The 25,497-nt window shown below is 71.1% G+C and carries 24 protein-coding genes; 11 read left to right on the top strand and 13 right to left on the bottom strand.

Translation table 11 applies throughout. The features are described 5' to 3' along the window. Positions 1 to 8 precede the first annotated feature (8 nt). A complete protein-coding gene (locus tag CLV71_RS35390; protein WP_133907260.1) occupies positions 9 to 1,106 on the bottom strand; it encodes a TerC family protein in 1,098 nt (365 codons plus the stop codon). Between the two features lie 269 nt (positions 1,107 to 1,375). On the opposite strand from CLV71_RS35390, the gene CLV71_RS35385 reads away from it, so the two are divergent. Beyond that, on the top strand, positions 1,376 to 4,264 hold the full coding sequence (locus CLV71_RS35385; protein ID WP_243867008.1) for an alpha/beta fold hydrolase: 2,889 nt from the start codon (positions 1,376 to 1,378) through the stop codon (positions 4,262 to 4,264). Between the two features lie 26 nt (positions 4,265 to 4,290). Continuing rightward, positions 4,291 to 5,214, top strand: coding sequence for an ABC transporter permease (locus CLV71_RS35380; RefSeq protein WP_133907259.1), 924 nt, complete (start codon positions 4,291 to 4,293; stop codon positions 5,212 to 5,214). Between the two features lie 76 nt (positions 5,215 to 5,290). Here CLV71_RS35380 and CLV71_RS35375 read toward each other — a convergent pair whose 3' ends face one another. Genes CLV71_RS35375 through CLV71_RS35365 form a run of 3 tightly spaced genes read right to left on the bottom strand, consistent with a single transcriptional unit; the run spans position 5,291 to position 9,170 of the window. Further along, positions 5,291 to 7,222 (bottom strand): VWA domain-containing protein, encoded by a 1,932-nt coding sequence (locus CLV71_RS35375; protein ID WP_133907258.1) that lies wholly within the window; start codon positions 7,220 to 7,222, stop codon positions 5,291 to 5,293. Beyond that, positions 7,219 to 8,628 carry a sigma 54-interacting transcriptional regulator gene (locus CLV71_RS35370; protein ID WP_133907257.1) on the bottom strand — a complete coding sequence of 470 codons (1,410 nt, stop codon included), beginning with the start codon at positions 8,626 to 8,628 and terminating at the stop codon, positions 7,219 to 7,221. The genes CLV71_RS35375 and CLV71_RS35370 overlap by 4 nt, the downstream gene beginning before the upstream one ends. Positions 8,629 to 8,681: 53 nt before the next feature. Further along, positions 8,682 to 9,170, bottom strand: coding sequence for a signal peptidase II (locus CLV71_RS35365; protein WP_133907256.1), 489 nt, complete (start codon positions 9,168 to 9,170; stop codon positions 8,682 to 8,684). Between the two features lie 124 nt (positions 9,171 to 9,294). On the opposite strand from CLV71_RS35365, the gene CLV71_RS35360 reads away from it, so the two are divergent. Next, a complete protein-coding gene (locus CLV71_RS35360; protein ID WP_133907255.1) occupies positions 9,295 to 10,446 on the top strand; it encodes a phosphotransferase in 1,152 nt (383 codons plus the stop codon). Here CLV71_RS35360 and CLV71_RS35355 read toward each other — a convergent pair. Further along, positions 10,443 to 11,651: a low temperature requirement protein A gene (locus tag CLV71_RS35355; protein WP_133907254.1), complete on the bottom strand. Its 1,209-nt coding sequence runs from the start codon at positions 11,649 to 11,651 to the stop codon at positions 10,443 to 10,445. The genes CLV71_RS35360 and CLV71_RS35355 overlap by 4 nt on opposite strands. A 48-nt stretch (positions 11,652 to 11,699) precedes the next feature. Here CLV71_RS35355 and CLV71_RS35350 point away from each other — a divergent pair, with 48 nt between their 5' ends. The 3 genes from CLV71_RS35350 (at position 11,700) to CLV71_RS35340 (ending at position 14,058) form a co-directional block, all read left to right on the top strand. Next, complete coding sequence (locus CLV71_RS35350; RefSeq protein ID WP_133907253.1) at positions 11,700 to 12,182, top strand: YcxB family protein; 483 nt, start codon at positions 11,700 to 11,702, stop codon at positions 12,180 to 12,182. A gap of 59 nt (positions 12,183 to 12,241) precedes the next feature. Further along, positions 12,242 to 13,027, top strand: coding sequence for a hypothetical protein (locus tag CLV71_RS35345; protein ID WP_133907252.1), 786 nt, complete (start codon positions 12,242 to 12,244; stop codon positions 13,025 to 13,027). A 587-nt stretch (positions 13,028 to 13,614) separates the two neighbouring features. Further along, positions 13,615 to 14,058: a Clp protease/crotonase-like domain-containing protein gene (locus tag CLV71_RS35340; RefSeq protein ID WP_243867007.1), complete on the top strand. Its 444-nt coding sequence runs from the start codon at positions 13,615 to 13,617 to the stop codon at positions 14,056 to 14,058. On the opposite strand, the gene CLV71_RS35335 is transcribed toward CLV71_RS35340, so the two are convergent. The 7 genes from CLV71_RS35335 to mobA all read right to left on the bottom strand — a co-directional run bounded on the left by CLV71_RS35335 (position 14,040) and on the right by mobA (position 20,321). Then, positions 14,040 to 15,068 (bottom strand): ferrochelatase, encoded by a 1,029-nt coding sequence (locus tag CLV71_RS35335; protein ID WP_133907250.1) that lies wholly within the window; start codon positions 15,066 to 15,068, stop codon positions 14,040 to 14,042. The genes CLV71_RS35340 and CLV71_RS35335 overlap by 19 nt on opposite strands. Further along, positions 15,069 to 15,839: an enoyl-ACP reductase FabI gene (gene fabI / locus CLV71_RS35330; RefSeq protein ID WP_133907249.1), complete on the bottom strand. Its 771-nt coding sequence runs from the start codon at positions 15,837 to 15,839 to the stop codon at positions 15,069 to 15,071. Between the two features lie 55 nt (positions 15,840 to 15,894). Beyond that, a complete protein-coding gene (gene fabG / locus CLV71_RS35325; protein WP_133907248.1) occupies positions 15,895 to 16,599 on the bottom strand; it encodes a 3-oxoacyl-ACP reductase FabG in 705 nt (234 codons plus the stop codon). A 92-nt stretch (positions 16,600 to 16,691) separates the two neighbouring features. After that, positions 16,692 to 17,684, bottom strand: a complete 993-nt coding sequence (locus CLV71_RS35320) for a VWA domain-containing protein (RefSeq protein WP_133907247.1) — start codon at positions 17,682 to 17,684, stop codon at positions 16,692 to 16,694. After that, a complete protein-coding gene (locus tag CLV71_RS35315) occupies positions 17,684 to 18,568 on the bottom strand; it encodes a DUF58 domain-containing protein (RefSeq protein ID WP_133907336.1) in 885 nt (294 codons plus the stop codon). Before CLV71_RS35315 ends, CLV71_RS35320 begins: the two co-directional genes overlap by 1 nt. 58 nt (positions 18,569 to 18,626) lie before the next feature. Then, positions 18,627 to 19,697 (bottom strand): AAA family ATPase, encoded by a 1,071-nt coding sequence (locus CLV71_RS35310; RefSeq protein WP_243867005.1) that lies wholly within the window; start codon positions 19,695 to 19,697, stop codon positions 18,627 to 18,629. A 75-nt stretch (positions 19,698 to 19,772) separates the two neighbouring features. Beyond that, complete coding sequence (gene mobA / locus CLV71_RS35305; protein WP_133907334.1) at positions 19,773 to 20,321, bottom strand: molybdenum cofactor guanylyltransferase; 549 nt, start codon at positions 20,319 to 20,321, stop codon at positions 19,773 to 19,775. 78 nt (positions 20,322 to 20,399) lie between these two features. Here mobA and CLV71_RS35300 point away from each other — a divergent pair, with 78 nt between their 5' ends. Genes CLV71_RS35300 through CLV71_RS35290 form a run of 3 tightly spaced genes read left to right on the top strand, consistent with a single transcriptional unit; the run spans position 20,400 to position 22,006 of the window. Continuing rightward, entirely contained in the window at positions 20,400 to 20,729 is a 330-nt protein-coding gene (locus CLV71_RS35300; protein WP_133907246.1) for a TfoX/Sxy family protein, read from the top strand. Between the two features lie 10 nt (positions 20,730 to 20,739). Further along, positions 20,740 to 21,249, top strand: a complete 510-nt coding sequence (locus tag CLV71_RS35295; protein ID WP_133907245.1) for a cupin domain-containing protein — start codon at positions 20,740 to 20,742, stop codon at positions 21,247 to 21,249. Continuing rightward, a complete protein-coding gene (locus CLV71_RS35290) occupies positions 21,242 to 22,006 on the top strand; it encodes an SDR family NAD(P)-dependent oxidoreductase (RefSeq protein WP_133907244.1) in 765 nt (254 codons plus the stop codon). The genes CLV71_RS35295 and CLV71_RS35290 overlap by 8 nt, the downstream gene beginning before the upstream one ends. A 1-nt stretch (position 22,007) precedes the next feature. Here the strand turns inward: CLV71_RS35290 and CLV71_RS35285 are convergent, their stop codons facing one another. Beyond that, positions 22,008 to 23,303 carry an NlpC/P60 family protein gene (locus CLV71_RS35285; RefSeq protein ID WP_133907243.1) on the bottom strand — a complete coding sequence of 432 codons (1,296 nt, stop codon included), beginning with the start codon at positions 23,301 to 23,303 and terminating at the stop codon, positions 22,008 to 22,010. Between the two features lie 194 nt (positions 23,304 to 23,497). Between CLV71_RS35285 and CLV71_RS35280 the strand changes: the two genes are divergently transcribed. Together CLV71_RS35280 and CLV71_RS35275 are read left to right on the top strand one after the other, a co-directional pair. Further along, complete coding sequence (locus CLV71_RS35280; RefSeq protein WP_133907242.1) at positions 23,498 to 23,986, top strand: hypothetical protein; 489 nt, start codon at positions 23,498 to 23,500, stop codon at positions 23,984 to 23,986. After that, entirely contained in the window at positions 23,983 to 25,476 is a 1,494-nt protein-coding gene (locus CLV71_RS35275) for a flagellar basal body protein FliL (RefSeq protein WP_208297903.1), read from the top strand. Before CLV71_RS35280 ends, CLV71_RS35275 begins: the two co-directional genes overlap by 4 nt. Positions 25,477 to 25,497: the final 21 nt, after the last annotated feature.

The following is a 25,497-nucleotide window of genomic DNA, read 5'->3' as shown; positions in this document are numbered from 1 at the left end:
CGGTCACCTCAGCGATGGTCGGAGGCGGTGTCCCCGGCCTCGACGGGTGACCGTTCGGCGGTGACGGCGGCACCGTTGGTGCCCCCGGCGGTCGGATCGTCTTCGGAGGGTCCCTCACCGGTCGACCTGCGCTCGTCCCGGTGGGTCTTCGCCAGGCTCGCCACGGCGGTGATCACGAGCACGCCGACGATGACCGACAGGGACAGCGGGATGCCGATCGTCGGCACGGACAGCGGCTCGCCGCCGTTGACGAACGGCAACGTGTTGGTGTGCAGGGCTTCCAGCACCATCTTGACGCCGATGAAGGCCAGGATCACCGCGAGCCCCATCGACAGGTAGACCAGCCGCCTGAGCAGGCCGCCGAGCAGGAAGTACAGCTGCCGCAGGCCCATCAGCGCGAAGGCGTTGGCCGCGAAGACCAGGAACGCCTCCTTCGTGAGCCCGAAGATCGCGGGGATCGAGTCGACCGCGAACATGAGGTCCGCTGAGCCGATCGCGATCATCACGATGAACAGCGGCGTCGCGAGGCGCTTGCCGTCGACCTTGGTGAAGACCTTGCCGTCGCGGTAGTCGTCCGTGACCGGGAAGAGCTTGCGGGCCCACTTGGTGACCCGGTTCTCCTCGTACTCCTCGTCGTGGTCGTCGCCGCCGAGGCCGGAGCCGGACAGCTTGACCGCCGTGTAGACGAGGAACGCGCCGAACACGTAGAACACCCAGCTGAACTGCGAGATGGCCGCCGCGCCGACCGCGATGAAGACACCGCGGAAGACCAGCGCCAGCAGGATGCCGACGAGCAGGACCTTGTGCTGGTGGATCGCAGGCACCTTGAACGCCGACATGATCACCAGGAAGATGAACAGGTTGTCCACCGAGAGCGAGTACTCGGTGATGTAGCCGGCGAAGTACTCCCCGGCATGCGTGCCTCCGGAGAACATCCAGATGCCGATGCCGAACAACACACCACAGGCGACGTAGAAGGCGACCCAACGGCCGGCCTCACCGACAGTGACCTCATGTGGCTTGCGATCGACGATGACGAGGTCGATGGCAAGTAGCACGAGGAGACCACCGATCGTGGCCAACCAGATCCATGCGGGCACGATCATTGAACCTCCGGTTCAAGCGCACAACAGGCCAAAACCGGAGGTCTCTTCCGCGGGCCTACCGCCCGCCGGGGGTGCCGGGCCCTGTCATTCCAGGTCCGTGCTGACGACACCGCCGCGAAGGAATACTCCCCTCCAACACGGCCCATTGTCCTTGTTGCGTCCGATTCGCACCAGTCGAGACGGGTTGTGATACATCACATCGGACGAACCCGACGATTTGGACACACCCTCTCAGCTACTCTCAGGAATCTTCCAATAGCTTCTCTGGCGTGCCCCGCATCCCACGTCCCCGACCACGCACCATCGCCGCCGCGCTGGTCGTCGTGATCGCGGCCGCGGGCGCGCTCGTCTGGCTGAACAGCGGTGACGAGCCGCCCCCGGTCCACACTCGAGACCTGACGCTCACCGGCGCCCAGGGTCCGGACGACAAGGCCCCCGTCAAGCTCGACGCCACCCTCTACCTGCCGGAACAGACGCCGGCACCGGCGATCATCGTCGCGCACGGGTTCGGCGGGTCGAAGCAGAGCGTCGCGAACGACGCACGCGAGCTGGCCGAGCGCGGGTTCGTCGCGCTGGCCTACTCCGCACGCGGTTTCGGGCGCAGCGAGGGGCAGATCGGGCTCAACGCGATCCCCTACGAGGTCGCGGACGCGTCCAGGGTCGTCGACTGGCTCGGCGAGCAGTCCGAGGTCACCAAGGACGGACCCGACGACCCGAAGGTCGGCGTGACCGGCGGCTCCTACGGCGGGTCGCTGTCGCTGCTGCTCTCGGGCACCGACAAGCGGGTCGACGCCCTCGCGCCGGTGATCACCTACAACGACCTGAGCCAGGCGCTGCTGCCGAACTCGGCGACCACCGGCAGCGTGCCGGGCACGCCCGCGGCCAACGCGTACGCGCCGGACGGCGTGTTCAAGCGGTCGTGGGCGGGCATCTTCTTCTCCTCCGGCCTCGGCGGCGCCGGGATCGCCGACCCGAGCGCGGACGCCATCGAGCCGGGCAGCGAGGACGACGACATCAACGCCCCGGCGGGCGGTGGCACCGCACCGGCGAGCGGGGTGCCCACGGACGGCGGGCAGGAGGCGCAGCCGGGTGGTGCGCCGCAGCAGCTGAACGCGGACAGCCCGTGCGGCCGGTTCCGCCTTGATGTCTGCGCCGCCTACGCCGAGGTCGCGACCACCGGCCGCGCCAGCCAGAAGACCGTCGACCTGCTGAAGTCCGTGTCGCCGATGACGGTCACCAAGAACATCACCCAGCCGACGATGCTGGTGCAGGGCGAGCAGGACACGCTCTTCGGCCTCGACCAGGCCGACGCCAGTGCCAGGCAGATCGCCGCGGCGGGCGGCGAGGTCAAGGTCGTCTGGTACACCGGCGGACACGACGGCGGCAAGCCCGGACCGGAGCTGCGGGCCGAGATCGCCGACTGGTTCGACTTCCACCTGCGTGGCCGAGGCACCGACCCCGGAACCGGGCTGGAGTACGCCGTGCAGGGCGCGTTGCGGGTGCAGGACGCGCCGTCGGTGCGGACCGTCAGCGCGAACGCCTACCCCGGCCTGCCGGGCGACCCGGCGACCCAGCGGCGTCAGGTGCGGATCTACGGCCCGGAACAGACGATCATCAACCCGCCGGGCGGCAACCCAGCGGCCATCAGCAGCCTGCCCGGGCTCGGCGCGATGATCGGGACGTCCTCGCGGCTGGTCAACCAGCTGTCGATCGACCTGCCGGGACAGTCCGCGCGGTTCGACAGCAGGCCACTGACCGAGCAACTGCTGATCGCCGGGGCGAGCACGGTGAAGGTGCGGGTCTCGGCCCTGCCGGGTGTCGCGCCGGCGAGCCAGGACGGCGCGGTGCTGTTCGCGAAGCTGTACGACGTCTCGCAGGACGGCGCGAGCCGGGTCCTGCCGGGCTCGGCGGTGTCGCCGTTCCGGATCCCGGCGCTGCCCGCGGACGGCTCCCCGGTCGACGTGACCGTGACGCTGCCCGCCGTCGTCCGCCCGGTCGAGACCGACCACCGGATCGAGCTGGTCATCGCGACGACCGACCAGGCGTACGCGACACCGACGCAGGCCGCGGCCTACCGGGTGTCGATCGCGGACGACGCGACCGTCGCGGCACCGGTCGTGTCCGGCACGCGCTCCGACGGCGGCCCGCCGGCCGGACCGCTCGTGGGCATCGCGATCGTGCTGGGCATCGTGGTCCTCGCGGCGATCTGGGGTGCGTTCCGGCGGCGCCGGGCGACCGACCACGACCCGTCGCTGGGCGACGTGCCGCTCGTGATCGAGGGGCTGTCGAAGAAGTACCCGGGTGACGTGGTCGCCGTCGACGACCTGTCGTTCCGCGTAGAGGCGGGTCAGGTGCTCGGCCTGCTCGGCCCGAACGGGGCGGGCAAGACGACGTCGCTGCGGATGCTCATGGGTCTCATCCAGCCGTCCGGCGGGTCCATCCGGGTGTTCGGCCACAAGGTGTACTCGGGTGCGCCGGTGCTGTCGCGGATCGGGTCCTTCGTGGAGGGTGCCGGGTTCCTGCCGCACCTGTCCGGCGAGGCGAACCTGGAGCTGTACTGGGCGGCGACCGGCCGGCCGCCGTCGAGGGCGCACGTGGCCGAGGCGCTGGAGATCGCGGGGCTCGGCAAGGCGGTGCACCGGCGGGTGCGGACCTACAGCCAGGGCATGCGGCAGCGGCTCGCGATCGCGCAGGCCATGCTGGGGCTGCCGGACCTGCTGGTGCTCGACGAGCCGACCAACGGGCTGGACCCGCCGCAGATCCACCAGATGCGGGCCGTGCTGCGCAGGTACGCGTCGACCGGGCGGACCGTGGTGGTGTCGTCGCACCTGCTGGCCGAGGTCGAGCAGACGTGTGACCACGTCGTGGTCATGCACCACGGCAGGCTGGTCGCGTCGGGTCTGGTCGAGGACATCGTCGGCGGGGGTGGCGAGGCCACGTTCCGGGTCGACCGTCCCGAGGAGGCCGCGTCGCTGCTGCGGTCGGTCGACGGCGTCGAGGGCGTGGAGATCGAGGGCAACCAGGTGCACGCGGACCTGGACGGCCTCCCCCGCGCCGAGGCTCTGGCGAAGCTCGTCGGTGCGGGTGTCGCGGTGGAACAGGCCGGGCCACGCCGGCGCCTCGAGGACGCGTTCCTTGCTCTGGTTGGGGAGTCATGACCGCGCAGGGAAACGGAGCGAGCCAGATGAGCACCGAGGTTCACACGGACGAAGCCGCTATCGAGCAGTTGGCCGAGGCCGCCTCCCACGAGGAGTCCGCGGTTCAGGCGGACGGGTCGGTCGCGGGGTACAAGGCGTCCCGGACGTTGCGGCTGCGGGTCGAGATGGCCCGTCAGCTGCGGCGGCGGCGCGTGCAGTTGGTACTGGCGTTCCTGGTGCTGCTGCCGTGGATCCTGTGGGCGGCGTTCGAGTTCGGGAGCGACTCGCGGGGCAACCGGTCGGGTGGGTTCGTGGACCTGGCGACGTCGTCGGCGCCGAACTTCGTGGTGTTCGTGCTGTTCGCGGTGTCGAGCTTCCTGCTGCCGATGATCGTGGCCCTGTTCTTCGGCGACACGATCGCGAGCGAGGCGTCGTGGTCGTCGCTGAAGTACCTGCTGGCGACGCCCGTCCCACGGCATCGGCTGATGCGTCAGAAGGCGATCACGTCGGCGCTGCTGTCGTTGTTCGCGATCACGTTGCTGCCGTTGGTGGCGCTCGGTGTCGGCGTGATCTTCTACGGCGCGGGTGAGGCGCTGAGCCCCACCGGGGACGCGATCCCGTTCGACCAGGCCATGCTGGCGTTGCTGTTCACGGTGATCTACCTGGCGATCCACCTGCTGTGGGTGGCCGGGGTGGCGCTGTTCCTGACGGTGTCGACGGACGCGCCCCTCGGGGCCGTCGGCGGCACGGTGTTGATCGCGATCCTGTCGTCGATCCTGGACCAGATCACGGCACTGGAAGGACTGCGCAACTACCTGCCGACGCACTACGCGTTCGCGTGGTCGGACCTGATCTCGACGGACATCGACTGGTCGAACATGGCCGCGGGCGCGTTCTCGTCGGTGTGCTACGCGGCGTTCTTCGGCCTGCTGGCGGCCCGCCGCTTCCGCACGAAGGACATCACGTCCTGACCCCGTGCACTGAAGGACGCCTTCGTAACGCTGGGCGCACTGAAGGAGTCCTTCGTGGCGCTGAGCGTTACGAAGGCTAGCGGGCTCGGCGGGTGCGCAGGTAGTCGCCGACCACCGCGGCGCCCAGGCCGTCCAGGTCGGGGGCTATCACGCGGCCGCCGCTGCGGCGGGCGACCATGTCGACGAACGCCTCCAGTTTCGGGTCCTCGCCCAGCATGAAGACACTCACCGACGCGCCCAGCTTGGCCAGTGCGTCCACCTCGGCGAGGGTCTTGCGCATCGTCCTGGGGGTCGTCGGGTAGTCGAACAGGGCCTCGCCGTCCGGTTCCAGGTGGGCTGTCGGCTCGCCGTCGGTGACCACCAGGACCACCGGTTGCGCGTCCGAGTGTTTGCGCAGGTGCCTGGCCGCCAGCAGCAGCGCGTGGTGCAGGTTCGTGCCCTGCTCCCACACACCCTCCAGGCCGACCAGCTCCGGCAGCTCCACCGGCTGGGCGTGCCTGCCGAACGTGATCAGCTGCAGCGCGTCGCCTCGGAATCTTGTCGTGATCAGCTGGTGCAGGGCCAGGGCCGTGCGTTTCATCGGCACCCAGCGGCCGTCCTGCACCATCGACCACGACGTGTCCACGCACAACGCTACCGCCGCGCGGGAACGCTGCTCGGTCTCCACCACCTCGACGTCGACGACGTCCAGCGTCACCGGGCCGGGGCCCGAGCGCAGGACCGCGTTGCGGATCGTCCTGGACGTGTCCCACGAGGACGTGTCGCCGAACTCCCACGGGCGCGTCGAGCCCGTCGGCTCGCCGGACGCACCGGCCAGTGTGGAGTCACGCTGGCCCGACGCCCGCGCCGCGTTCAGCACATCCTTCAGCGCGGTCTGGCCGAGCCTGCGCAACGCCTTGGGCGACAGGCGAAGCGAGCCGTCCGGGGCACGTTCCAGCAGGCCCTGCTGGCGCAGCTGCTGCTCCAGCTCGGCGAGCCTTCTGGCGTCCACCCTCGCGTCCTCGCCCAGCTGGCGTTCCAGTGCCTCCAGGTCGATGTCCTCCAGGCGGGCACCCGGGTACGACTGGGCCAGCTGCTCGGCGAGCGCGTCCAGCTCGGCGAGGTCGGCCATCGCCTGTGCGCCCTCGCCCATGCCCAGCGGCTGGTTGCCGCGGAACCGGCCCGAGCCCGTCCAGTCCTCGCCCGGCCGCAGCGCCCGCAGGTTCGCGTCCAGTGTGGACACCTGCTGTGCCAGCCGGGGATCGCCGAACGCCGAGGACATCAGCTCCGACAGCTCCGCCCGCTGCTGCTCGGACATCGAGTTCATCATCCGCTGCGCCGCCGCGGCCCTGGCGGCGAGCGTGTCGATCAGCTCCTCGGTGTTGCGGGGGTTCTCCGGGAAGAACTCCCCGTGCTTGCGCATGAAGTCCTGGAACTGCTGGGTGGTGTCGTCGCCGCGCAGGTGGGACAGCAGCAGCTCGTTGAGGTCCGCCATCATCTGGCGGATCCGCTCGGTGTCCTCCGGCGTCATGTTCTCGAGCGTCTGCTTCATCCCCTGGAAGCGGGACTCCATCAGCTCCTGGCCGAGCAGGTTGCGGATCTCCTGGTACTTCTCGCGTGCCTCGGGGGAACGCCAGTCGTACTCGGCCAGCTCCCGCACCGCTGCCGCCGTGCCGGAGGGCAGCGCGTCCAGCTGCGCCTCCCGGAACCGGGCGTCGTCGTCCGGGTCGGGGAACAGCGCCGTCTTCTCCAGCTGGACGGCCTCGTCGAGCAGCTGGCGCACCTGCTGCAGCGTGCCGTCGAGGTTGTGCCTGCGCTGGATCTGCGACCGCTTCTCCCAGAGCTTGCGGGTCAGCTCGTCCAGGCCCGCCGAGTTCCGGGTGCCGCGCCGGAGCAGCTCCTCCAGCGCGGACCTCGGGGAGCGGCCGTCCATGACGTCCCGGCCGATCGCGTCCAGGGCGTCCCTGAGGTCGACCGGCGGCGCCAACGGGTCAGGACCGTCGTAGTAGCGGCCATAGGTGAACTTCATGGGCCGTAGACCGTGGTTCCCTCGTCGGAGTCCTTCGCCAGCTTGCGACGCAGGTACAACGCCTCCAGTGCCAGCTCGACCGCGGCGGCGATCCGGCCGGGACTGTCCGTCGAGGACACGCCGACGCGGCTCGCGACCTCGTGCAGCAGCGGCAGCTCCGGGAGTGCCTCCAGTACCTCGGCACCCGACACTCGCTCGCCGGTGGCGACCAGGTGGCCGTCGACGACCGTGTCCACGAGTGGCCGCAGGTCCAGGCCCGCGAACCGGTCCTTCGCGGTCTCGGCCACCGCGCGGCGCAGCAGGTGCACGAGGTGCTCGGTCTCCCGGCCCTCCTCACCGGACTCGAACTCCAGCTTGCCGCGCAGCACGCTCGGCACGGAGTCGAGGTCGATCGGGCGGGCGACCGCCGGGTGCTCGCCGACCAGCGCGGAGCGGCGCAGCGCGGCTGCCGCGACCGTCTCCGCGGCGGCGACCGCGAACCGCGCGGACACGCCGGAGCGCTGGTCGATCGCGGTCGACTCCCGCAGGTTGCGGACGAAGCGGGCCAGGATCTCCAGCAGCTCGTCGCCGACCTCGGCGACGAGGCCCGCCTCCTGGCGGATGACCTCGACCTCGGCGGCGACCGTCAGCGGGTAGTGCGTGACGACCTCGGCGCCGAAGCGGTCCTTCAGCGGGGTGATGATCCGGCCGCGGTTGGTGTAGTCCTCGGGGTTGGAGGTGGCGACCATGAGCACGTCGAGCGGCAGGCGCAGCGTGTAGCCGCGGACCTGGATGTCCCGCTCCTCCATGACGTTCAGCAGTGCCACCTGGATGCGTTCGGCCAGGTCGGGCAGCTCGTTGATGGCCACGATGCCGCGGTGGGCCCTCGGCACGAGTCCGAAGTGGATGGTCTCGGGGTCGCCGAGCGTGCGGCCCTGCGCGACCTTGACCGGGTCGACGTCGCCGATGAGGTCGCCGACGGACGTGTCCGGGGTCGCGAGCTTCTCGGAGTAGCGCTCGGAGCGGTGCCGCCACGCGACCGGGAGGTCGTCGCCAAGCTCGGCGGCCCTGCGGCGGGACTCCGGCGTGATCGGGTCGAGGGGGTGCTCGCCCAGCTCGGAGCCCTCGATGACCGGGGTCCACTCGTCGAGCAGGCCGACCATGGTGCGCAGCAGCCGGGTCTTGCCCTGGCCGCGCTCACCGAGCAGCACGACGTCGTGCCCGGCCAGCAGTGCCCGCTCCAGCTGGGGCAGGACGGTCTTGTCGAAGCCGACGATGCCGGGCCACGGGTCGCGGCCCTCGCGTAACGCCGCCAGCAGGTTTTCGCGGATCTCGGCCTTGACGCCCCGGGGGACGTACTCGGCCGCGCGCACCTCCCCTGCTGTGCGTGGGAGGTTCTCGGGTGGGGTTGGTACAGCGCCTGTCACGATTACGACGCTACTGGCGTTACGTCGATCAGTCGACGTGGAGTGCGCTCGAACTATCCATTGGCGGGCACCTCGGGTTTCGCGAAGCTCAGCAGGATGAGCCACGCGGCGCCGCCGACCAGCGCGATGTCCGCGACATTCCCGACGAACCACCCGTTGTAGTCGATGAAGTCGACGACGTGCCCGCGCGCGAAGCCCGGCGCGCGGAACAGCCGGTCACCGAGGTGGGTCGTCGCGCCGCCGAGGAGCAGGGCCAGCCCGACCGCGCGGTTCGTCGGCTGGGGGCGGGTGAGGTACCAGAGCAGCGCACCGACCGCGACCGCCGCGATGATCGTGAAGAGCCAGGTCGCGTTCTCGCCCATGGAGAACGCCGCGCCCGGGTTGTAGAGCAGCCGGAACCGGATGAAGTCGCCGATCACCCTGATCGGGGCATGGTCGGTGAGGGTGCGCACGGCCCACAGCTTGGTGACCTGGTCGAGCACGACCACGACGACCGCGATGCCCAGGGCGAGCGGCAGCCTGCGTACTGGTGTGGTGTTCATCGCGGTCAAGCGTAGCCACCCCAGGTCAGGCGGGTTACGCTCGCCGGGAGCGCGTCGGGGACGCGCCGCGATCGGCCGGAAGGCTCGAAGCCACCCCGTTCTCCCACGAGCGAGGTGCATCCGCATGAGGACACTCCCCGACAACCCCGATCTCGGCCACCTGCGCCAGCAGGCCAAGGACCTCCTGGCCGGGCTGCGGGACACCGAACCGGCCACCTCCCTGGCCACCGCGCAGGCCGCCCTGGCGCGGCAGTACGGCTTCCGTTCCTGGCCCGAGCTCAAGGCCGAGGCCGACCGCCTGCGGGGTGGCGCCGAGGCGGGCGACCCGGAGCTGGCACGGGCGGTCGCCGACGCGTACGACCTCGGCGCGGTGACCGGCGGGCTGCGGTCGGTGGCCCGCCAGGACGAGATGGGCCGCCGCTGGTCGCTCGACACCGAACGTGGCCGCTGGGCCGTCCGCACGATGGACGCGTGGTGGCCCATCGTCAGCGCCGAGGACGACGTCGCGCTGCAGGAGGCCGCCGCGAAGGCAGGTGTGCTGCTGCCGGCCCCGGTCCTCGGCCGGACGGGCAACGTCGTCGAGTCGATCGGCGGGCACGACTGGCGGGTGTCCGAGTGGCGGCACTCCGGGCCGCCGCTGGTCGCACCCGCGGGCGCGGCTGTCACCCGGGCGGTCGGCGAGGTGCTCGGCACACTCCACGGCCTCGCACTGCCGGTCGACCGGGTCAGCCCGTGGCACGCGGCACGCATGTCGGACGTGAGCTGGGGCGAGCTGGCGGCGCGGGCCGGCAACGCCGAGTGGGCGGCAGCGTTGACCGACGCGGTGCCCGGCCTGGACGAGCTGGGTGCCATCGACGGCGAACCCGCCGGGCCGGTGCTGACGCACAACGCGCTCACACCGGGCGTCGTGCGGCGCGGACCGGGTGGGCGGCTCGTCGTGTTCGGGTGGGAGCACGCAGGTGGGCAGCCGCCCGCGTGGGAGCTGTGCGGCGCGTTGTTGGACTGGACGGTCGACGCGGGCCGCGGCGTGAACCCGGCCGGGGCACGCGCGCTGGTGGACGGCTACCGCGCGGTCACGGGCTCGGTGCCCGCGCTTCACCTCGGCGCGTTCCGAGGGGCGCTGACCGCCCTCGCCAACTACCTGTGCGGGCAGGTGCGGCACGCCCTGTCGGTGACGGGCGAGGACCGCCGGTTCGCGGACCGGAACGTGCGGCACCTGCTGTCGTCCCTGCCGACGCCTGCCACGCTCGGGCGGCTGCTCGACGCGGCACGCTAGGCGTCCGCGTGGCGGATCTCGTCGCGGGAGGCGCTGAAGCGGATCGACTCGACGACGTTCAGTGCGATCAGCAGTGCCGCGAGCACGCCGAGGCTGCCCAGCGCGGGCAGGTTCGCGACGAGTGGCACCAGCGCCACCAGCACGACGCCCGCGACCAGGCGGTAGACCTTGCGGCCCTGGTAGCACCGCCACGCGAAGCCGACGTGGGCCAGCAGGTAGAGGGCCGTGCCGCCGTACATGGCCCACAGCGGCGCCCCGTGGAGGGCGTCCGACAGCGAGTGGTGTTCGGTGTCACCCACATAGGTGAGGACCTTCTTCAGGCCCAGTGCCAGCATCACGATGCCGACCGTCATCGGCAGGTGCAGGTAGGTGAAGGCCGACCGGGCCATGGACACCCGCTTCTCGCCCTCCGCGCCGCTCAGTGCGTGCTCGCCGAGCAGGGCCGTGGTGTCGAAGTACACCCACCACAGGCTCGCCGACACCGAGAGGCCGAGGATCGCGGCGACCACGATCGGCCACGAGATCGCCAGGTGGGTGACACCCACACCTATGGCCACGATCGACTCGCCGAGGGCGATCATCACGATGAGCCCGTGGCGTTCGGCGAAGTGGCCCGCCGAGTTGAGCCGCCAGCCCTTCGCACCGATCACCAGCGTGCCGCCGTAGTCGGCCACCACAGCCGCGCCCCACAGCAGGAGCTGCGCGGTGCCGGACGTGTTCGCGGCGAACAGCAGTGCCACGGTGCCGCCGACCATCGTGAACGCGAACCGGCCGACCTGGCTGCGCAGCCCGGCGTCGTCGCCGCTAATGATCCAGAACAGCACGACGTGCACCAGCCGCAGCACGAGGTAGCCGAACGCGAACACCGTCGGGCCGTGCAGGCCGCCGGGCAGGTCGCGGAAGGACTCGGGGATGGCGAGCGCCAGCAGGAACATGGCCGCCATCGCCACGAGCATGACGACGCGTGCGACACCCTCGTCGGCCTTCACCAGGTTGGACACCCACGAGTACCCGACCCAGCACCACCACACGACCATCATCAGCAGCGTGCCGCGCAGCAGGCCCGTCGCGGTCGGCTCCTCGGCCATCAGCGCCGTGATCTGCGTGAGCGCGAACACGAAAACCAGGTCGAAGAACAGTTCCAGCGTCGTGGCCGAACCGGCCTCCCGTACCCTCTCGACCCGTACGCGGGCTGGACGTGACATGCGCACAGTCTCGCCCACGAGGCCACGACCTGGGAGGACGGCCACGGAATGGCGCTCGAACTGCGGTGGGACCCCGCGCCTTCCGACTGGAACGACGCACTGCGCGCGGTGTACCCGACCTACCGTTTCGCCCCCTGGTTCGGCCTGGGCCTCGGGGTGCTGGCCATCGTGCTGCTCGTGGCGGGGCAGCCGCTGCCCGGCTCGTTCGGGGTGCTGGCCGCGATGGTCATCGCGGCGCTGCCGATGGTGGCCGTGTGGCTGCAGTTCCGCCGCAACCCGGTCGCGGCCTCGACGGTCACGGCGACAGTGGACGACCGGTCGTTCCGCATGATGACCGTCGACGGCACCGCGTACACCGACCTGCGCTGGTCCGCGATGGACGGTTGGGTCGAGACCAGGCACAACTTCGTGCTGCGCACCGGCGGGACGTCGCTGTTCCCCGTGCCGGGCCGGGCCTTCGGCGAGCAGGGAGACCTCGACGGCTTCCGCGACCTGCTCCGCGCCCAGCTCGGGGAGCCTGCCAGGCGCTGAGCGCCACCACGGATCACCACCCGTGAGCCAGCCGACCATCGTCGCGTAATCTTTCCCTCGTGTCATCCCCCAGCGCGACATTGGCGGTGTGGAGCTCAGCCTGGCTGAGTGGCGCTGCTGCCGCCGACGATGTGCTCGACGCCCTGCAGGACTGGGCCGAGCTGCACGAGGTGGTGGCCGCGGACGAGCGGCTCGCCTCCACCCTCGAGATCCCCCTCCGCGGCGAGGCGGGCGGCTCACCGGCCGTGTTACTCGCCGCACTGCGCCGCTCCGGTGCCGAGAACGCCGAACTGGTGATGCCGGTTCCCGGCGACGTGCGCGGCCTGGGCGGCGCCAGCCGGTTCGCTTCCGAGGCATTACGAGCGGGCGAGGCGGTGGTGTTCAACGGCCTCGGCATCGTGCCGGAGCCGATCGGTGAGGGCATCATCCGCTGGACCGTCTTCGAGATCGACCGCACCACGCCGGCACCCAACGTGCCGCTCGGTGAGGCCGAGCACGAGCTGACCGGCGCGATGCGTGTCGCGGCAGGCATCCTGATCGAGCTGGGTGTGGCCAAGAAGCGCGCGGGTGTCCGCGAGGAACTGCAGGCCCGGGTCGCCGAACGCACCAAGTCGCGGTGGCCGGAAGGGATGCCGCAGCGGGCGCTGCGCGTCCTGCAGCGCGCGGCCGAGGTGGCGGCGATCCTGGAGCTGGCCATGGAGGACGAGCCGGGCGGGGCCCTGTCGGCTTCGGCGGCGCACAAGCGTGCCGAGGCCATCCGCCCGCTGTTCCACGCCGTCCGCACGGCCCGCTGCGCGGCGGTCGCCGAGGCGGTCCGGTCGCTGGACGTCTCGGATGCTCACTGAGCGAGCCGCCGGACTGAGGCTCGCGAAGCGCCGAGCGGAGCGAGGCCGTGTTGACTGAGCGAGCCGCCGGCGTCTGGACTGACGAGCAGCGGAGGCTCCTGCGCGAGGAACGAGCCCAGGGGACGAGCAGCGCAGGAAGGAAGACGCCGGACTGAGGCTCGCGAAGCGCCGAGCGGAGCGAGGCCGTGTTGACTGAGCGAGCCGCCGGCGTCTGGACTGACGAGCAGCGGAGGCTCCTGCGCGAGGAACGAGCCCAGGGGACGAGCAGCGCAGGAAGGAAGACGCCGGACTGAGGCTCGCGAAGCGCCGAGCGGAGCGAGGCCGTGTTGACTGAGCGAGCCGCCGGCGTCTGGACTGACGAGCAGCGGAGGCTCCTGCGCGAGGAACGAGCCCAGGGGACGAGCAGCGCAGGAGGGAAGACGCCGGACTGAGGCTCGCGAAGCGCCGAGCGGAGCGAGGCCGTGTTAATCGAGAAGCGGTTACACAAAGGCATACAGGACGGTTCCGTCACGGTGATGTTCCGGCGCTGGAAGCGTCGGCAGGTCACTGCGGGGAACACGTACCGGACGGCGGCCGGGCGGATCGTCGTGGACGAGGTGACCGAGGTGTCACCGTCCCGGATCCGCCTGGCCGACGCGCGTGCCGCCGGTTACGCGTCCACGGCCGAGGCTGTGGCGGATCTCCGTGGTACGCCAGGAGATCCGGTGTTTCTGTTGCGCCTGCACCCGGCCGACGGTGAAGACCCGCGCACCGAGCTGGCCAACAGTGCCGCACTGTCCTCTTCGGACGTCGAGGAGATCACGCGTCGGCTGGAGCGGCTCGACCGCGACGGCCCGTGGACGAACGAAACCCTTGCCGTCATCGAGAAGCGACCGGCCGTCCGGGCGGGCGACCTCGCGGCGGAACTGGGCCGCGAGACCGCACCGTTCAAACTGGACGTTCGCAAGCTGAAGAACCTGGGCCTGACACTGAGCCTGGTGGTCGGCTACCGGCTCTCGCCCCGCGGCGAAGCCTACTTGCGACTCCGCTGAGCAGGTTCACAACACCCCACGGCACACGGTGCGCCGTTGAGGGTGCAGCCCGCCACCGGGAACGCCGACAGCTTGCGCGCCGGCGCGCTCGCCAGCTGCTCCCGTATCAGCTCGACGACCAGCTGGGCGAACCGCTGATCACCGCTGGGCGCGACGGCCCGTGCGAAGCCCATGCCCAGTTCGGCGGCCTTCTCCGCGGCCTCCGTGTCCAGGTCCCACACGACCTCGAGGTGGTCGCTCACGAACCCGACCGGACACAGCACGACCGCCGGGACCTCCTTGTCGTGCAGGGCTTCCAGGTGGTCGATGATGTCCGGCTCCAGCCACGGCACCCTCGGCGGCCCCGACCGCGACTGCCACACGACGTCGTAGTCCGCCACGCCGAGGTCCATGGCCACGAGCCGGGCGGCCTCGGCGACCTGCTGCGAGTACAGGTGGCCCCCCGAGGACGGCGGGCCGGCGGCGGCGTCGGCGGACACCGGCACGGAGTGCGCGGTGTAGACCAGCCGGTAGTCGTCCAGACCGGACGCCGCCGTGCGGACCGCGTCCGCGTACGCCGACACGAACAGCGGGTGGTCGAAGAACTGCCGCAGCTTCGTCAGATCCGGCGCACCGTCACCGACCGCGGCGCGGGCACGGGAGATGTCCTCGTCGTACTGCCTGCACGCCGAGTACCCGCCGTAGGCGCTGGTCGGGAACACGAGGGCCGACTTCACGCCGTCGGCCGCCATCCGTTCGACCGTGTCCTCGACCATCGGGTGCCAGTTGCGGTTGCCGAAGTACACCGGCAGGTCGATGCCCTGCGCGGTCAGCTCCAGCTCGACCGCCTCGATGGCCGCCCTGTTCAGCTCGTTGATCGGGGACACGCCGCCGAAGCCGAGGTAGTGCTGCTCGACCTCGTCGAGCCGCTCCGGCGGCACGCCCCTGCCCCTGGTGACGTTCTCCAGGAACGGCCGCACGTCCTCGGGCTTCTCGGGCCCGCCGAACGACAGCCACAGCAACGCGTCCATCTAGATCCCCATCGCGTGGACTCCACCGTCCACCATGACCACCGAGCCGGTCGTGACGGGCAGCCAGTCGGACAGCACGGCGCAGATCGACCTGGCGACCGGTGTCGCGTCCTCGGCGTCCCAGCCGAGCGGCGCCCGGTCGTTCCACGGGTCGGACAGCTCGCTGAAGCCCGGGATGGACTTCGCGGCCATCGTCTTGAGCGGGCCCGCCGACACGAGGTTCACGCGGATGCCCTGGGCGCCGAGGTCACGCGCGAGGTAGCGGTTGACCGACTCCAGCGCCGCCTTCGCGACACCCATCCAGTTGTAGCCGGGCCACGCGACGCGGGCGTCGAAGTCGAGGCCGACGATCGACGAACCCGGCCCGAGCAGTGGCAGTGTGGCGGCGGCGAGCGACTTGTACGAGAACGCCGACACCTCGAAGCCGTTGGAGACGTCGCCCTTGGGCGCGTCGATGAACGGCGCGCCGAGGCAGGTCTCCGGGTTGGCGTAGGCGATCGCGTGCAGCACGCCGTCGAGGCCGTCCACGTGCTCGCGCACCCGGTCGGCCAGCGAGTCCAGGTGCTCCTGGTTCTGCACGTCGAGCTCGATCACCGGTGGCGGCTCCGGCAGGCGCTTGGCGATCCGCTCCACGAGGCTCATCCGGCCGAAACCGGTGAGCACGACGGTCGCGCCCTGTTCCTGGGCGACCTTGGCCACGTGGAACGCGATGGAAGCGTCGGTGATGACGCCGGTGATGAGCAGGCGCTTCCCCTCGAGCAGACCGGTCACTTGCCGTCCTCCAAAACGCTGGCGATGGTTCTGGCGTCAGTCTGTCAGTACCGGTTCAGTGCCCCATCCCTAGGCCGCCGTCCACGGGCAGGACCGCGCCGCTGATGTACGCGGCGGCGTCGGAGGCCAGGAACGTGACCGCCGCCGCGACCTCGTCGGACTGCCCGTAGCGGCCGGACGGGACGTTCGCGAGGATCGTCTTCCTGCGCTCGTCGGTCAGCGACTCGGTCATGTCGGTGGAGATGAAGCCCGGTGCGACGACGTTCGCGGTGATGTTGCGGCCACCCAGCTCACGCGTGATCGAGCGCGCGACGCCGACGAGACCCGCCTTGCTGGCCGCGTAGTTGACCTGGCCGGGGCCGCCCATCAGGCCGACCACCGACGAGATGAAGATCATGCGGCCCCAGCGGGCCTTCAGCATGGCGCGGGTGGCGCGCTTGGCGACGCGGAACGAACCCGTCAGGTTCGCGTCGAGCACGTTCGCGAACTGCTCGTCGGTCATCCGCATCAGCAGCGTGTCGTCGGTGATGCCCGCGTTGGACACCAGCACCTCGACGGCACCCTGCTTCTCCTCGACCTCCTTGAACGCCGCGTCGACCTGCTCGGTGTCGGTGACGTCGCACCGCACGCCGAACAGGTCGTCCGGCGCGGGCTTGCCCCGGTACGTCACCGCGACGCTGTCCCCCTGCGCCGCGAACGCCCTGGCGATCGCCAGACCGATCCCCCGGTTACCCCCTGTTACCAGTACTGAACGGCCCACTTCTGCTCCTTGCCCGTGCGACGGCCATGCCGGTCCAAAGGCTATCCGTCAGCACTGACGAAGTCGCCGCTGGCTCCGCGCGGTCAGGTGCGCTACGGCAGCCGTTGCCCGATCAGCAGCGCACTGCCCGCCGCGACCAGCGCCGCGAGGGTGCCCAGCATCAGCCACGGCTTGCTGGCGTCCGCGTCCTTGGTCTCGTAGCCGATCTGCTCACCCAGCGTGTCGTACACCCGGTGCAGCTGGTCGGCCGTGGCCGCCTTGTAGAACTCGCCGCCGGACAGGTCGGCGATCTGCTTCATCGACTCGTCGTCGACCGGCACCGGCTGGCTCTTGCCGTCGATCGTGACCTCGCCGTCGCTGGTGCCGAAGGAGATCGTGGACACCGGGATCTTCGCGTCCTTGGCGGCGCGGGCGGCGGTGAACGCGCCCCTGGGGTCGTCGGCGTCGTCGGTCGGGACGGTCTGCTTCCCGTCGGTCATCAGCACGATGCGGGCAGGCGGGGCACCCTCGGCGCCGCCGATGATCTGCGAGAAGCCCTCGATCGACTGCAGTGCCGCGAAGATGGCCTCGCCGGTCGCGGTGGACTCGGCGAGCTTCAGGTTGTCGATGGCCTTCGCGACGCTCGTCCGGTCGGTGGTCGGGGAGACCATCACGCTCGCGGTGCCCGCGAAGGAGATCAGGCCCAGGTTGATGCCCGGGGTGAGGCCGGTGGCGAAGTCCTTCGCGGCGTCCTGGGCGGCCCGCAGCCGGGTCGGCCGCACGTCGGTGGCCTCCATCGACAGGGACACGTCGACCACCAGCATCACGGTCGCCCGGTTGCGTGGCACGCGCTGCTCGTCGGTCGGGCCCGCCATGGCCGTGGTCAGCAGCATCAGCGCGACCACGAGCACCACCGCCGGGATGTGCCGTATCCAGTTCTGCCGCTTGGGCACGACCTTCTCGAGCAGCTCCAGGTTGGTGAACCGCATGGTCCGCCGGTGGCGCATGCGCTGCACCAGGACGTAACCGGCGATGATCGCGCCGACCACGACGAGCAGCAGGAACCACCACGGCGCCGTGAAGTTGCGGAAGCTGAGGCCGAACATCAGGCCACCCCTCCTCCAGACCACCGTCGCTTGCGGGCGACGACGAAACGTACGGTGTCCGCGATCCAGTCGGAGTCCGTGCGCAGCACCAGGTGCCCGCCACCGGCGCCGCGGATGGCGGAGGCGACGTTCGACCGGTGTTCGGCGGCCGCGGCGGCGAACTCCCTGCGCAGCAGCGCGGACGCGTGCACCTCGCGCTGCCGCCCGGACTCCGGGTCGGCCAGCACGACCGTGCCGACCTCCGGCAGGTCGAGGTCGCGGGGGTCGACCACCTCGATGGCGATCAGCTCGTGCCGCGTGGACAGGCCACGCAGCGGACGCTGCCAGTCGATGTCGCCGAGGAAGTCGGAGATCACCACGGCCAGGCCCCTGCGGCGGGGCGGACGGCGCAGCTGCTCCATCGTCTCCCGCAGGTCGCCGCGGACACCCTCCGCGGCGCGAGGGGTCTCGGCCATCTTGCGGACCAGGCCGCGGGCGTGCGCGAGGCCGCCCCGCGCCGGGATGCGGGTGATCTTCTCGCCGGTGGAGATGATCGCGCCGATGCGGTTGCCGCCACCGCCGGTGAGGTGCGCGACGGCGGCCGTCGCGGCCACCACGAGGTCACGCTTCTCGCACGCGGCCGTGCCGAAGTCCAGGCTCGCGGACAGGTCGACGACGAGCCAGGTCTCCAGCTCGCGGTCGGCGACCGTCTCGCGGATGTGCGGCACGGTCGTGCGCGCGGTGACCGCCCAGTCCATGCGGCGCACGTCGTCACCGGGCTGGTAGGTGCGGGCCTCCCCCGGCTCGGAGCCGGGCCCCGGCACGAGACCGAGGTGGTTGCCCTGCAGGAGCCCGTCGAGCCTGCGACGCACGTCCAGCTCGAGCAGCCGCAGCCCGTGCTCCATCCGATCGCCCTGCAGGATCGGAGGCGCCCAGGGCGGCCGCTCCTTCTCCCTGCTCAAGTCAGCGGCCCACCCCGACTGGCGGTGGCTGGACGCCACCGGACTGCGGGCGGGCGGAGACCTGCGGCAGCGGCACGGTCTGCAGCACGCGGGACACGATGTGGTCGATCGGCACGCCGTCGGCGAGCGCGTCGTAGGACAGCACGAGACGGTGGCGCAGCACGTCCGGCACGACGTCCACGACGTCCTGCGGCAGCACGTAGTCACGCCCGCGGATCAGCGCGAGCGCACGCGAGGCGGCGACGATGCCGAGGCTCGCACGCGGCGAGGCGCCGTAGGCCACCCAGCCCGCGACGTCGGCGAGACCGTGCTCGGCGGGTGTGCGGGTCGCGAGGACGACGCGGACCGTGTAGTCGACCAGCGCGTGGTGCACGAAGACGCGCGAGGCGACCTCCTGCAGGCGGACCAGCTCGGCGGGGCTCAGGACCTGGTGCGGCTCCGGCGCGGTCACGCCCATCCGGTAGACGATCTCGCGCTCCTCCTCCGCCGTCGGGTAGTCGACGATGATCTTGAAGAGGAACCGGTCGCGCTGGGCCTCGGGCAGCGGGTAGACGCCCTCGTTCTCGATCGGGTTCTGCGTCGCGAGGACAAGGAACGGGTCGGGCATCGGGAAGGTCTCGCCGCCGATCGACACGTGCCGCTCGGCCATGACCTCGAGCATCGCCGACTGCACCTTCGCGGGTGCGCGGTTGATCTCGTCGGCGAGCACGAAGTTGGCCACGACCGGACCCAGCTCGACGTCGAACTTCTCGCTGCCCTGCCGGTAGATCCTGGTGCCCAGGATGTCGGCGGGCACGAGGTCGGGGGTGAACTGGACACGCGTGAACGACCCGCCGACGACCTTCGCGAAGGTCTCGACGGCCAGCGTCTTCGCGACGCCGGGGACGCCCTCCAGGAGCAGGTGACCTCTGGACAGCAGACCGACGAGCATGCGCTCGACCAGCCGGTCCTGCCCCACGATGACGCGCTTGACCTCGAACACGGTGCGTTCGAGCAGCTGTGCGTCCCGGGCCGGCGTGCTGACGGGCGCGTCGCTCCCCGATCCGTTCACCGACTCCGCCGGCTCGGTCACTGACAAACCTCCTCGTGAAGCTGTGCTTCTCCGGGGTACAGGCAACCGGACAAGCGGTATGACGGCTGTGAACTACTACCGGTCGAGTCCGGCCAGGTCGTCCGGAGTGTCCACATCGTCCGCCTCACCGGCTTGCGCCGCGACCTCCACGAGCGCCAGGCCGCCGAGTGCACGACCGATGCCGCCGCCCGCCGGGTCCGGGGGGATGGCCGCGCGGAGCGCGTCGCGGCGCCAGACGCCGAGCAGCCACTGCCGGTGACCACCCGCGTCGACGAGGACGGCGCCGTCGTGGTCGCCGCGCGCGGCACGCAGGCGGCGGACGGTCTCGAGCGTCACGTTCGGCAGGTCCGCGGCCAGGACCGCCACCTCGTCGGCGGGGCCGAGTGCCGCGAGTCCCGCCGAGAGGGCGGCGAGCGGACCGGTGCCGGGCGGGTCCTCCCTGGTCCAGGTGACGGCCCGGTCGAGGGGGCGCTCGGGCCCGACCACGACGACGTCCTCCGCGTCGGCGACCGCGTCGACCGCGCGGGCCAGCAGGGACCGGCCGCCGACCTCGATGGCGGGCTTGTCCATGCCGGAGAGGCGCCTGCCCGCACCCCCGGCGACGATCACCGCGGCGAAACGCACGCGGGTGATTATCGGGGCCATGGCGGTGTCGCGTGTGGTCACCCCCGTCGAATGGCCGCCCGCGCGATAATCGCCGCCATGGCCTACGACCACGAGCTGGCCGACCGCATCCGTGAGCTGGTCGCCACCGAGAAGGGCGTCGACGAGAAGCGCATGTTCGGTGGGCTGTCGTTCCTCGTCGGCGGGAACATGTCGGTGTCGGCCAGCGGAAAGGGCGGGCTGCTGGTCCGCGTCGACCCGGCCGACGTGCCAGACCTGCTCGGCGACCAGGTCCACACGGCGGTCATGGGTGGCCGCGAGATGCGTGGCTGGTTGCGGGTGGACGCCGAGGCGGTCGACGACGACGCGTGTCTCGCGGAGTGGGTGGCGCGGAGCATCTCCTTCGTGCGGACGCTGCCGACCAAGTAGCTTCCTGCCCGTGTTGAGCGACGAACCTGCCCTGATCGCCGCGCGGTACGGGCTCGCGCCCCTGCCTGTCGAAGGCGGCCTGTTCCGGCGGACCTGGGCCGGACCGGTCGACGGGACCGGACGGCCCTCGGGGTCGGCGATCATGGTCCTGTTGTCCATCGAGGACGGGCTGTTCTCTGCCATGCACCGGTTACCCATCGACGAGGTGTGGCACTTCTACCGCGGCGACCCGCTGGAGATGCTCCTGCTGTCCCCGTCCGGGCAGGCACGTGTCGAGGCGCTCGGGCCGGACCTCGTGCAGCTGACCGTCCCGGCGGGCACCTGGATGGGTGCTCGGGTCGCGGACGGCGGGCGCTGGGCCCTGTGCGGCACGACAATGGCACCCGGCTTCGTCCCTGCCGACTACGAGGGCGGCGACGCCGACACGCTGTGCGCCCGCTACCCCGGCGAGGCCGACCTCATCCGGGCCCTGTGCAGGCCGGACGCGCCGACGCACCTCACGGAGGACCCCGATGCGTGACCCCGCCCTGCCCGACCTGACCGGCACGACGGCGCTCGTGACCGGCGCAGGCGGTGGCATCGGCCGCGGCATCGCGCTGCGGTTCGCCGAGGCGGGCAGTGCCGTGGCCGTCCACTGCAACACGCACCGGCAGGCCGCCGACGACGTGGTCGCGGCGATCGAGTCCGGTGGCGGCAAGGCAGCCGCCTTCGCGGCCGACCTGTCCGCCGACGACGCGTGCCACGGGCTGGTGCGGGCGGTCGTCGAGTGGTCGGGACAACTCGACACGCTCGTCAACAACGCGGGTATCCAGCCGGTGGAGCCACTGGCCGGGATGCCGGTCACCCGGTGGCGCGCCATGCTCGACACGAACCTGACCAGCGCGTTCTCCTGCACGCAGGCCGCCGCCGAGGTCATGACCGGCGGCTCGGTCATCCACATCGCCTCCATCGAGGCGACCCAGCCCACGCCGGGGCACGCGCACTACAGCACCGCCAAGGCGGCGCTGGTCATGCACGCACGCAACGCCGCACTCGAGTACGGGCCGAGGGGCATCCGCGTCAACGCCGTCTCCCCCGGTCTCGTCGACCGGCCCGGCCTCGCCGAGGACTGGCCCGACGGCGTGCGCCGGTGGCGGGACGCCGCGCCGCTGACCCGCCTCGGCACGCCCGCCGATGTGGCGAACGCGTGCGTGTTCCTGGCCTCGCCGCTGGCCGCGTGGGTGACCGGCCACAACCTCGTCGTCGACGGCGGCGTGTCGGCGCACCCGACCTGGTAGGTCAGAGCAGCCTGGTCGCGTAGCCCACGATGCCGCCGTACCGGACGGCGGCGACACGCACGTGCGACCCGGAGTACGGGGCCTCCACCATCCGGTCGCCGCCGATGTAGAGGGCGACGTGGTGGATGTGGCCCTGCGTGGCCCAGAACAGCATGTCGCCGGGCGCCTTCTGGGACAGCGGCACCCGCCTGCCCGCGGTCGCCTGGTAGCCGCTGTAGTGGGGCAACCGTTTGCCGACCGCCGCGAACGCGTAGATCATCAGGCCGGAGCAGTCGAAGCCGACCTTGTCGTAGTCGCCGTGCGCGTCGGCGACACCGCCGTCGTGGATGCCGCGGGTGGGGCCGCTCGCGTTGCCGCCGCCCCACGCGTAGGGCACGCCCAGCTGTGACATCGCACGGTCGATCACGGCCTGCGCGCCGCCGCTCGACGGTGGCGGCGCGGCGGCGGAAGGCTGTCCCCCGCCGGTGCCGGGTGGCGGCTGGTTCTGCGCCGCGTCCTCGGCCTGCCTGGCCGCGAGCCAGTTCAGGTACGCCTGCCGCTGGCCGGCCAGCCCGGACACGGTCGACTGCGCGGCCGCGAGGGCGGACTCCGCCGAGCTCTTCCGCGCCTCGAGCTGCTGGGTGGCCGCGGCCTGGCTGTCCTGCGCCGCCTGTGCGACCGCGGTGGCGGCGTCGGCGGCGTCCTTGGCGGCCGACGCGGCCGCCTGCTTCTGGTTCGCGACGTCGAGCGCCTGGCGGGCGGTCGAGTCCTTGTTGGCCTTCTCGGTCCTGGCCACCTCCATCGCGTCCAGCGCGTCGAGCTGGCTGGAGCCGACGGCGGCGAGCAACTGCGCCCTGGCCAGGAGGTCATCCGGGTTCTTCGACCCGATGTAGGCGGACATCGAGCCGATCTCGGTGCCCTGCCTGTAGCTGGCGGCGGCGAACCTGTCGACGTCCGCGCGGGCGTCGGTGATGTCCTTCGACGCGCCGTCCGCGGCCGCCCTCGCCGCGTCGGCCTCCGCCTTGGCCCTGGCGGCCTCGTCCTGGGCCAGCTGCAGGTCGACGAGCGCGCGGTTGGCGTCCTCCATCTTCAGCTCGACGTCGGCCTGGAGCTGGTCGAGCTGCGCCTCGGCCTGGGCGACCTGGTTGGTGAGCTGCCCGACCTCGGTCGCCCTGGTGTTCGCATCGGCCCTGCTCGCCCCGAGCTGGTCGTCACTCGGGTTGGGTGGCGGCGGCGGGGCCGCGACCGCCGTGCCCGCGGCCATGCTCGTGCTGAGCAACAGGGACGCCACGACGATCCGAAGTCTGGTGCCGCCCATGGTGCACAACCTCCCTCGAACAACCCTTCTGAGCTGCGGCTCAGGCAGGTCACTCTCCCACCCTTCGCACCTTTCGTACCGTCAGCAACACGAGTCACATCCACCTCTGGGGAAACTTTCACCCCTTTGGGCACGGCAAGGCTCACTGAGGGTGTCCGCCCCCGCGATGTCCGAGGGGCTGCCACCATGGGCCGGTGCTGACCAGAGACGCGACCCGCCCGCACACCGGGGCCGGCCTCGCGGGCGCTGTGCTGACCGCGCTCGGGTTGGCGACCGTCGCGGTCGGCACGTTCCTGCCGTGGGTGGTCTCGGGTTCCGTGCTGCGCGACAGCTACGAGTCGATCGCGATCATCCGGTCGACCAGGGTGCTCGACGGCAGCCCGTTGGCGCTGGTGGTCGTCGCGTGGACGCTGCTGATCCCGGTGAGCACTGCGTGCGTGGTCGCCTACGCGGCGGGGTTTCGCCGGTCGGCCGCAACGATTTCCGGGGTCGTCGCGATAATCAGCGGAACCATCGCCGGTGCGGCGAACGTCGTAAGCGGTGGCGAGGAAGTTCGCCTCGGCATCTCCGGTACCGGTCCGACGACGACGTTGATCGGGGCGGTGCTGACCTTGACCGGGGTCGTGGGCGTCTTCGTAGGGCGGCGCGGAAGAGCGACCGAACACGCAGGAGGGGAACCGTGACCTATCCACCTGGCGGCCAGTGGCAGCCACAGGATCCGAACCAGCCGGGAAGTGGCCCTTTCCCGGCCCAGCCGGGTGGTTACCCACAGCAGGGGTACGGCCAGCAGGGGTACGGCCAGCAGCAGGGCGGTTACCCGCAGACCGGGCCGCAGGGCTTCCCGCAGCAGCCGCAGACGGGCCCGCAGGGGTTCCAGGCGCCACAGACGCCGCAGTACGGGGGTCAGTACGGGCAGCAGCAGCCGCAGTACGGCGGCGTGCCGGGCGGCTTCGGCGAGGCGCCCAAGAAGAAGAGCAAGGGCCCGATCATCGGCGCCATCGCCGCGGTGGTCGTGGTGGCCGTCGGCGTTGCCGCGACGTTCTTCGTGCTCAACCGCAGCGACGCGGGCAGTGGCGGCGAGGACGACCCGACGCAGGCCGCGACCAACCTGGTCAACAGCCTCAGCCAGGGTGACGTGCTCGGTGTCCTGGAGAGCCTGACGCCCGCCGAGTCGGCGCTGCTCGTCGACTTCAACTCGAGGACGAGCAAGCGGCTCCAGGAGCTGAACGTCTACAAGAAGGACGCCGACCCCAACCAGCTGCACGGGGCGGAGATCAAGGCTGCGAACCTCAAGTACGACGAGAAGGGCGCGGAGAAGGTCAACGACCACCTGACCATCACCAAGCTCGTCGGCGGCACCGTGGCCTTCCACTCGGACTTCAACGAGCTGCCGCTCACCGAGGACTTCATGCAGGCCGCGTTCCCGGACGGGGTGAACTCCAAGCCGACCGACGAGAAGATCGACATCGCCGACGAGGTCAGGAAGAACGGCGGCGAGCCGATCCGCATCGCGACCGTGAAGGTCGACGACAAGTGGTACCCGAGCCTCTTCTACACGATCGCCGACTACGCCCTGCAGGACGCGGGCAAGAAGTGGCCTGCCAAGTCCATCCCGGACAACGGCGCGGCCACCGCCGACGAAGCGGTCAAGCAGATGGTCCAGGCCGCGGTCAACAGCGACGCCGAGCGCGTCATCGAGCTGCTCCCGCCGGACGAGATGGGCGCGCTGCACGACGCGGGTCCCGCCCTGCTCGACGAGATGGGCAACCCGCCCGCGGCCGGTGTCCAGGTCACGAAGCTGGAGACCGAGTCGACCGACGCGGAGACCGGCGGCAAGCGCGTGATGCTCAAGACGGTCGAGGTCAACGCCGACGGCCAGACCTACCGCGTCACCAAGGACGGCGACTGCTACAGCGCCGAGGGCGAGGGCGAGAAGCAGCAGCTCTGCGCCGAGGACATCGCCACCGAGCTCGGCGGCAGCAGCATGAGCCCCGCCATGCAGCAGGCGCTGGCGCACCTGGCGTCCGGCATGCTGAAGAACACCGGCGTGGTCGCGACCGAGGTCGACGGCAAGTGGTACGTCAGCCCGCTGCGCACCTACAGCGAGCTGGGCCTGACCGCTCTGTCCGACCTGACCCCGGACGACGTCATCGCCCTGGTGTCCAACGGCTGATCACTCCTTCTGTCCCGGACG

The sequence above is a fragment of the Actinophytocola oryzae genome (genome assembly GCF_004364325.1).
GTDB lineage: Bacteria > Actinomycetota > Actinomycetes > Mycobacteriales > Pseudonocardiaceae > Actinophytocola > Actinophytocola oryzae.
This window is presented reverse-complemented; position numbering and strand designations above follow the sequence as displayed.

Bases quoted from the DNA above. Each gene is read 5' to 3' on its own strand.
- CLV71_RS35375 (WP_133907258.1), bottom strand. From the start codon at position 7,222: ATGAAGTTCACCTATGGCCGCTACTACGACGGTCCTGACCCGTTGGCG.
- CLV71_RS35390 (WP_133907260.1), bottom strand. From the start codon at position 1,106: ATGATCGTGCCCGCATGGATCTGGTTGGCCACGATCGGTGGTCTCCTC.
- CLV71_RS35285 (WP_133907243.1), bottom strand. From the start codon at position 23,303: ATGGGCGGCACCAGACTTCGGATCGTCGTGGCGTCCCTGTTGCTCAGC.
- CLV71_RS35290 (WP_133907244.1), top strand. From the start codon at position 21,242: ATGCGTGACCCCGCCCTGCCCGACCTGACCGGCACGACGGCGCTCGTG.
- CLV71_RS35315 (WP_133907336.1), bottom strand. From the start codon at position 18,568: ATGGAGCACGGGCTGCGGCTGCTCGAGCTGGACGTGCGTCGCAGGCTC.
- CLV71_RS35320 (WP_133907247.1), bottom strand. From the start codon at position 17,684: ATGTTCGGCCTCAGCTTCCGCAACTTCACGGCGCCGTGGTGGTTCCTG.
- CLV71_RS35300 (WP_133907246.1), top strand. From the start codon at position 20,400: ATGGCCTACGACCACGAGCTGGCCGACCGCATCCGTGAGCTGGTCGCC.
- CLV71_RS35365 (WP_133907256.1), bottom strand. From the start codon at position 9,170: ATGAACACCACACCAGTACGCAGGCTGCCGCTCGCCCTGGGCATCGCG.
- CLV71_RS35360 (WP_133907255.1), top strand. From the start codon at position 9,295: ATGAGGACACTCCCCGACAACCCCGATCTCGGCCACCTGCGCCAGCAG.
- CLV71_RS35350 (WP_133907253.1), top strand. From the start codon at position 11,700: ATGGCGCTCGAACTGCGGTGGGACCCCGCGCCTTCCGACTGGAACGAC.
- CLV71_RS35335 (WP_133907250.1), bottom strand. From the start codon at position 15,068: ATGGACGCGTTGCTGTGGCTGTCGTTCGGCGGGCCCGAGAAGCCCGAG.
- CLV71_RS35380 (WP_133907259.1), top strand. From the start codon at position 4,291: ATGAGCACCGAGGTTCACACGGACGAAGCCGCTATCGAGCAGTTGGCC.
- CLV71_RS35355 (WP_133907254.1), bottom strand. From the start codon at position 11,651: ATGTCACGTCCAGCCCGCGTACGGGTCGAGAGGGTACGGGAGGCCGGT.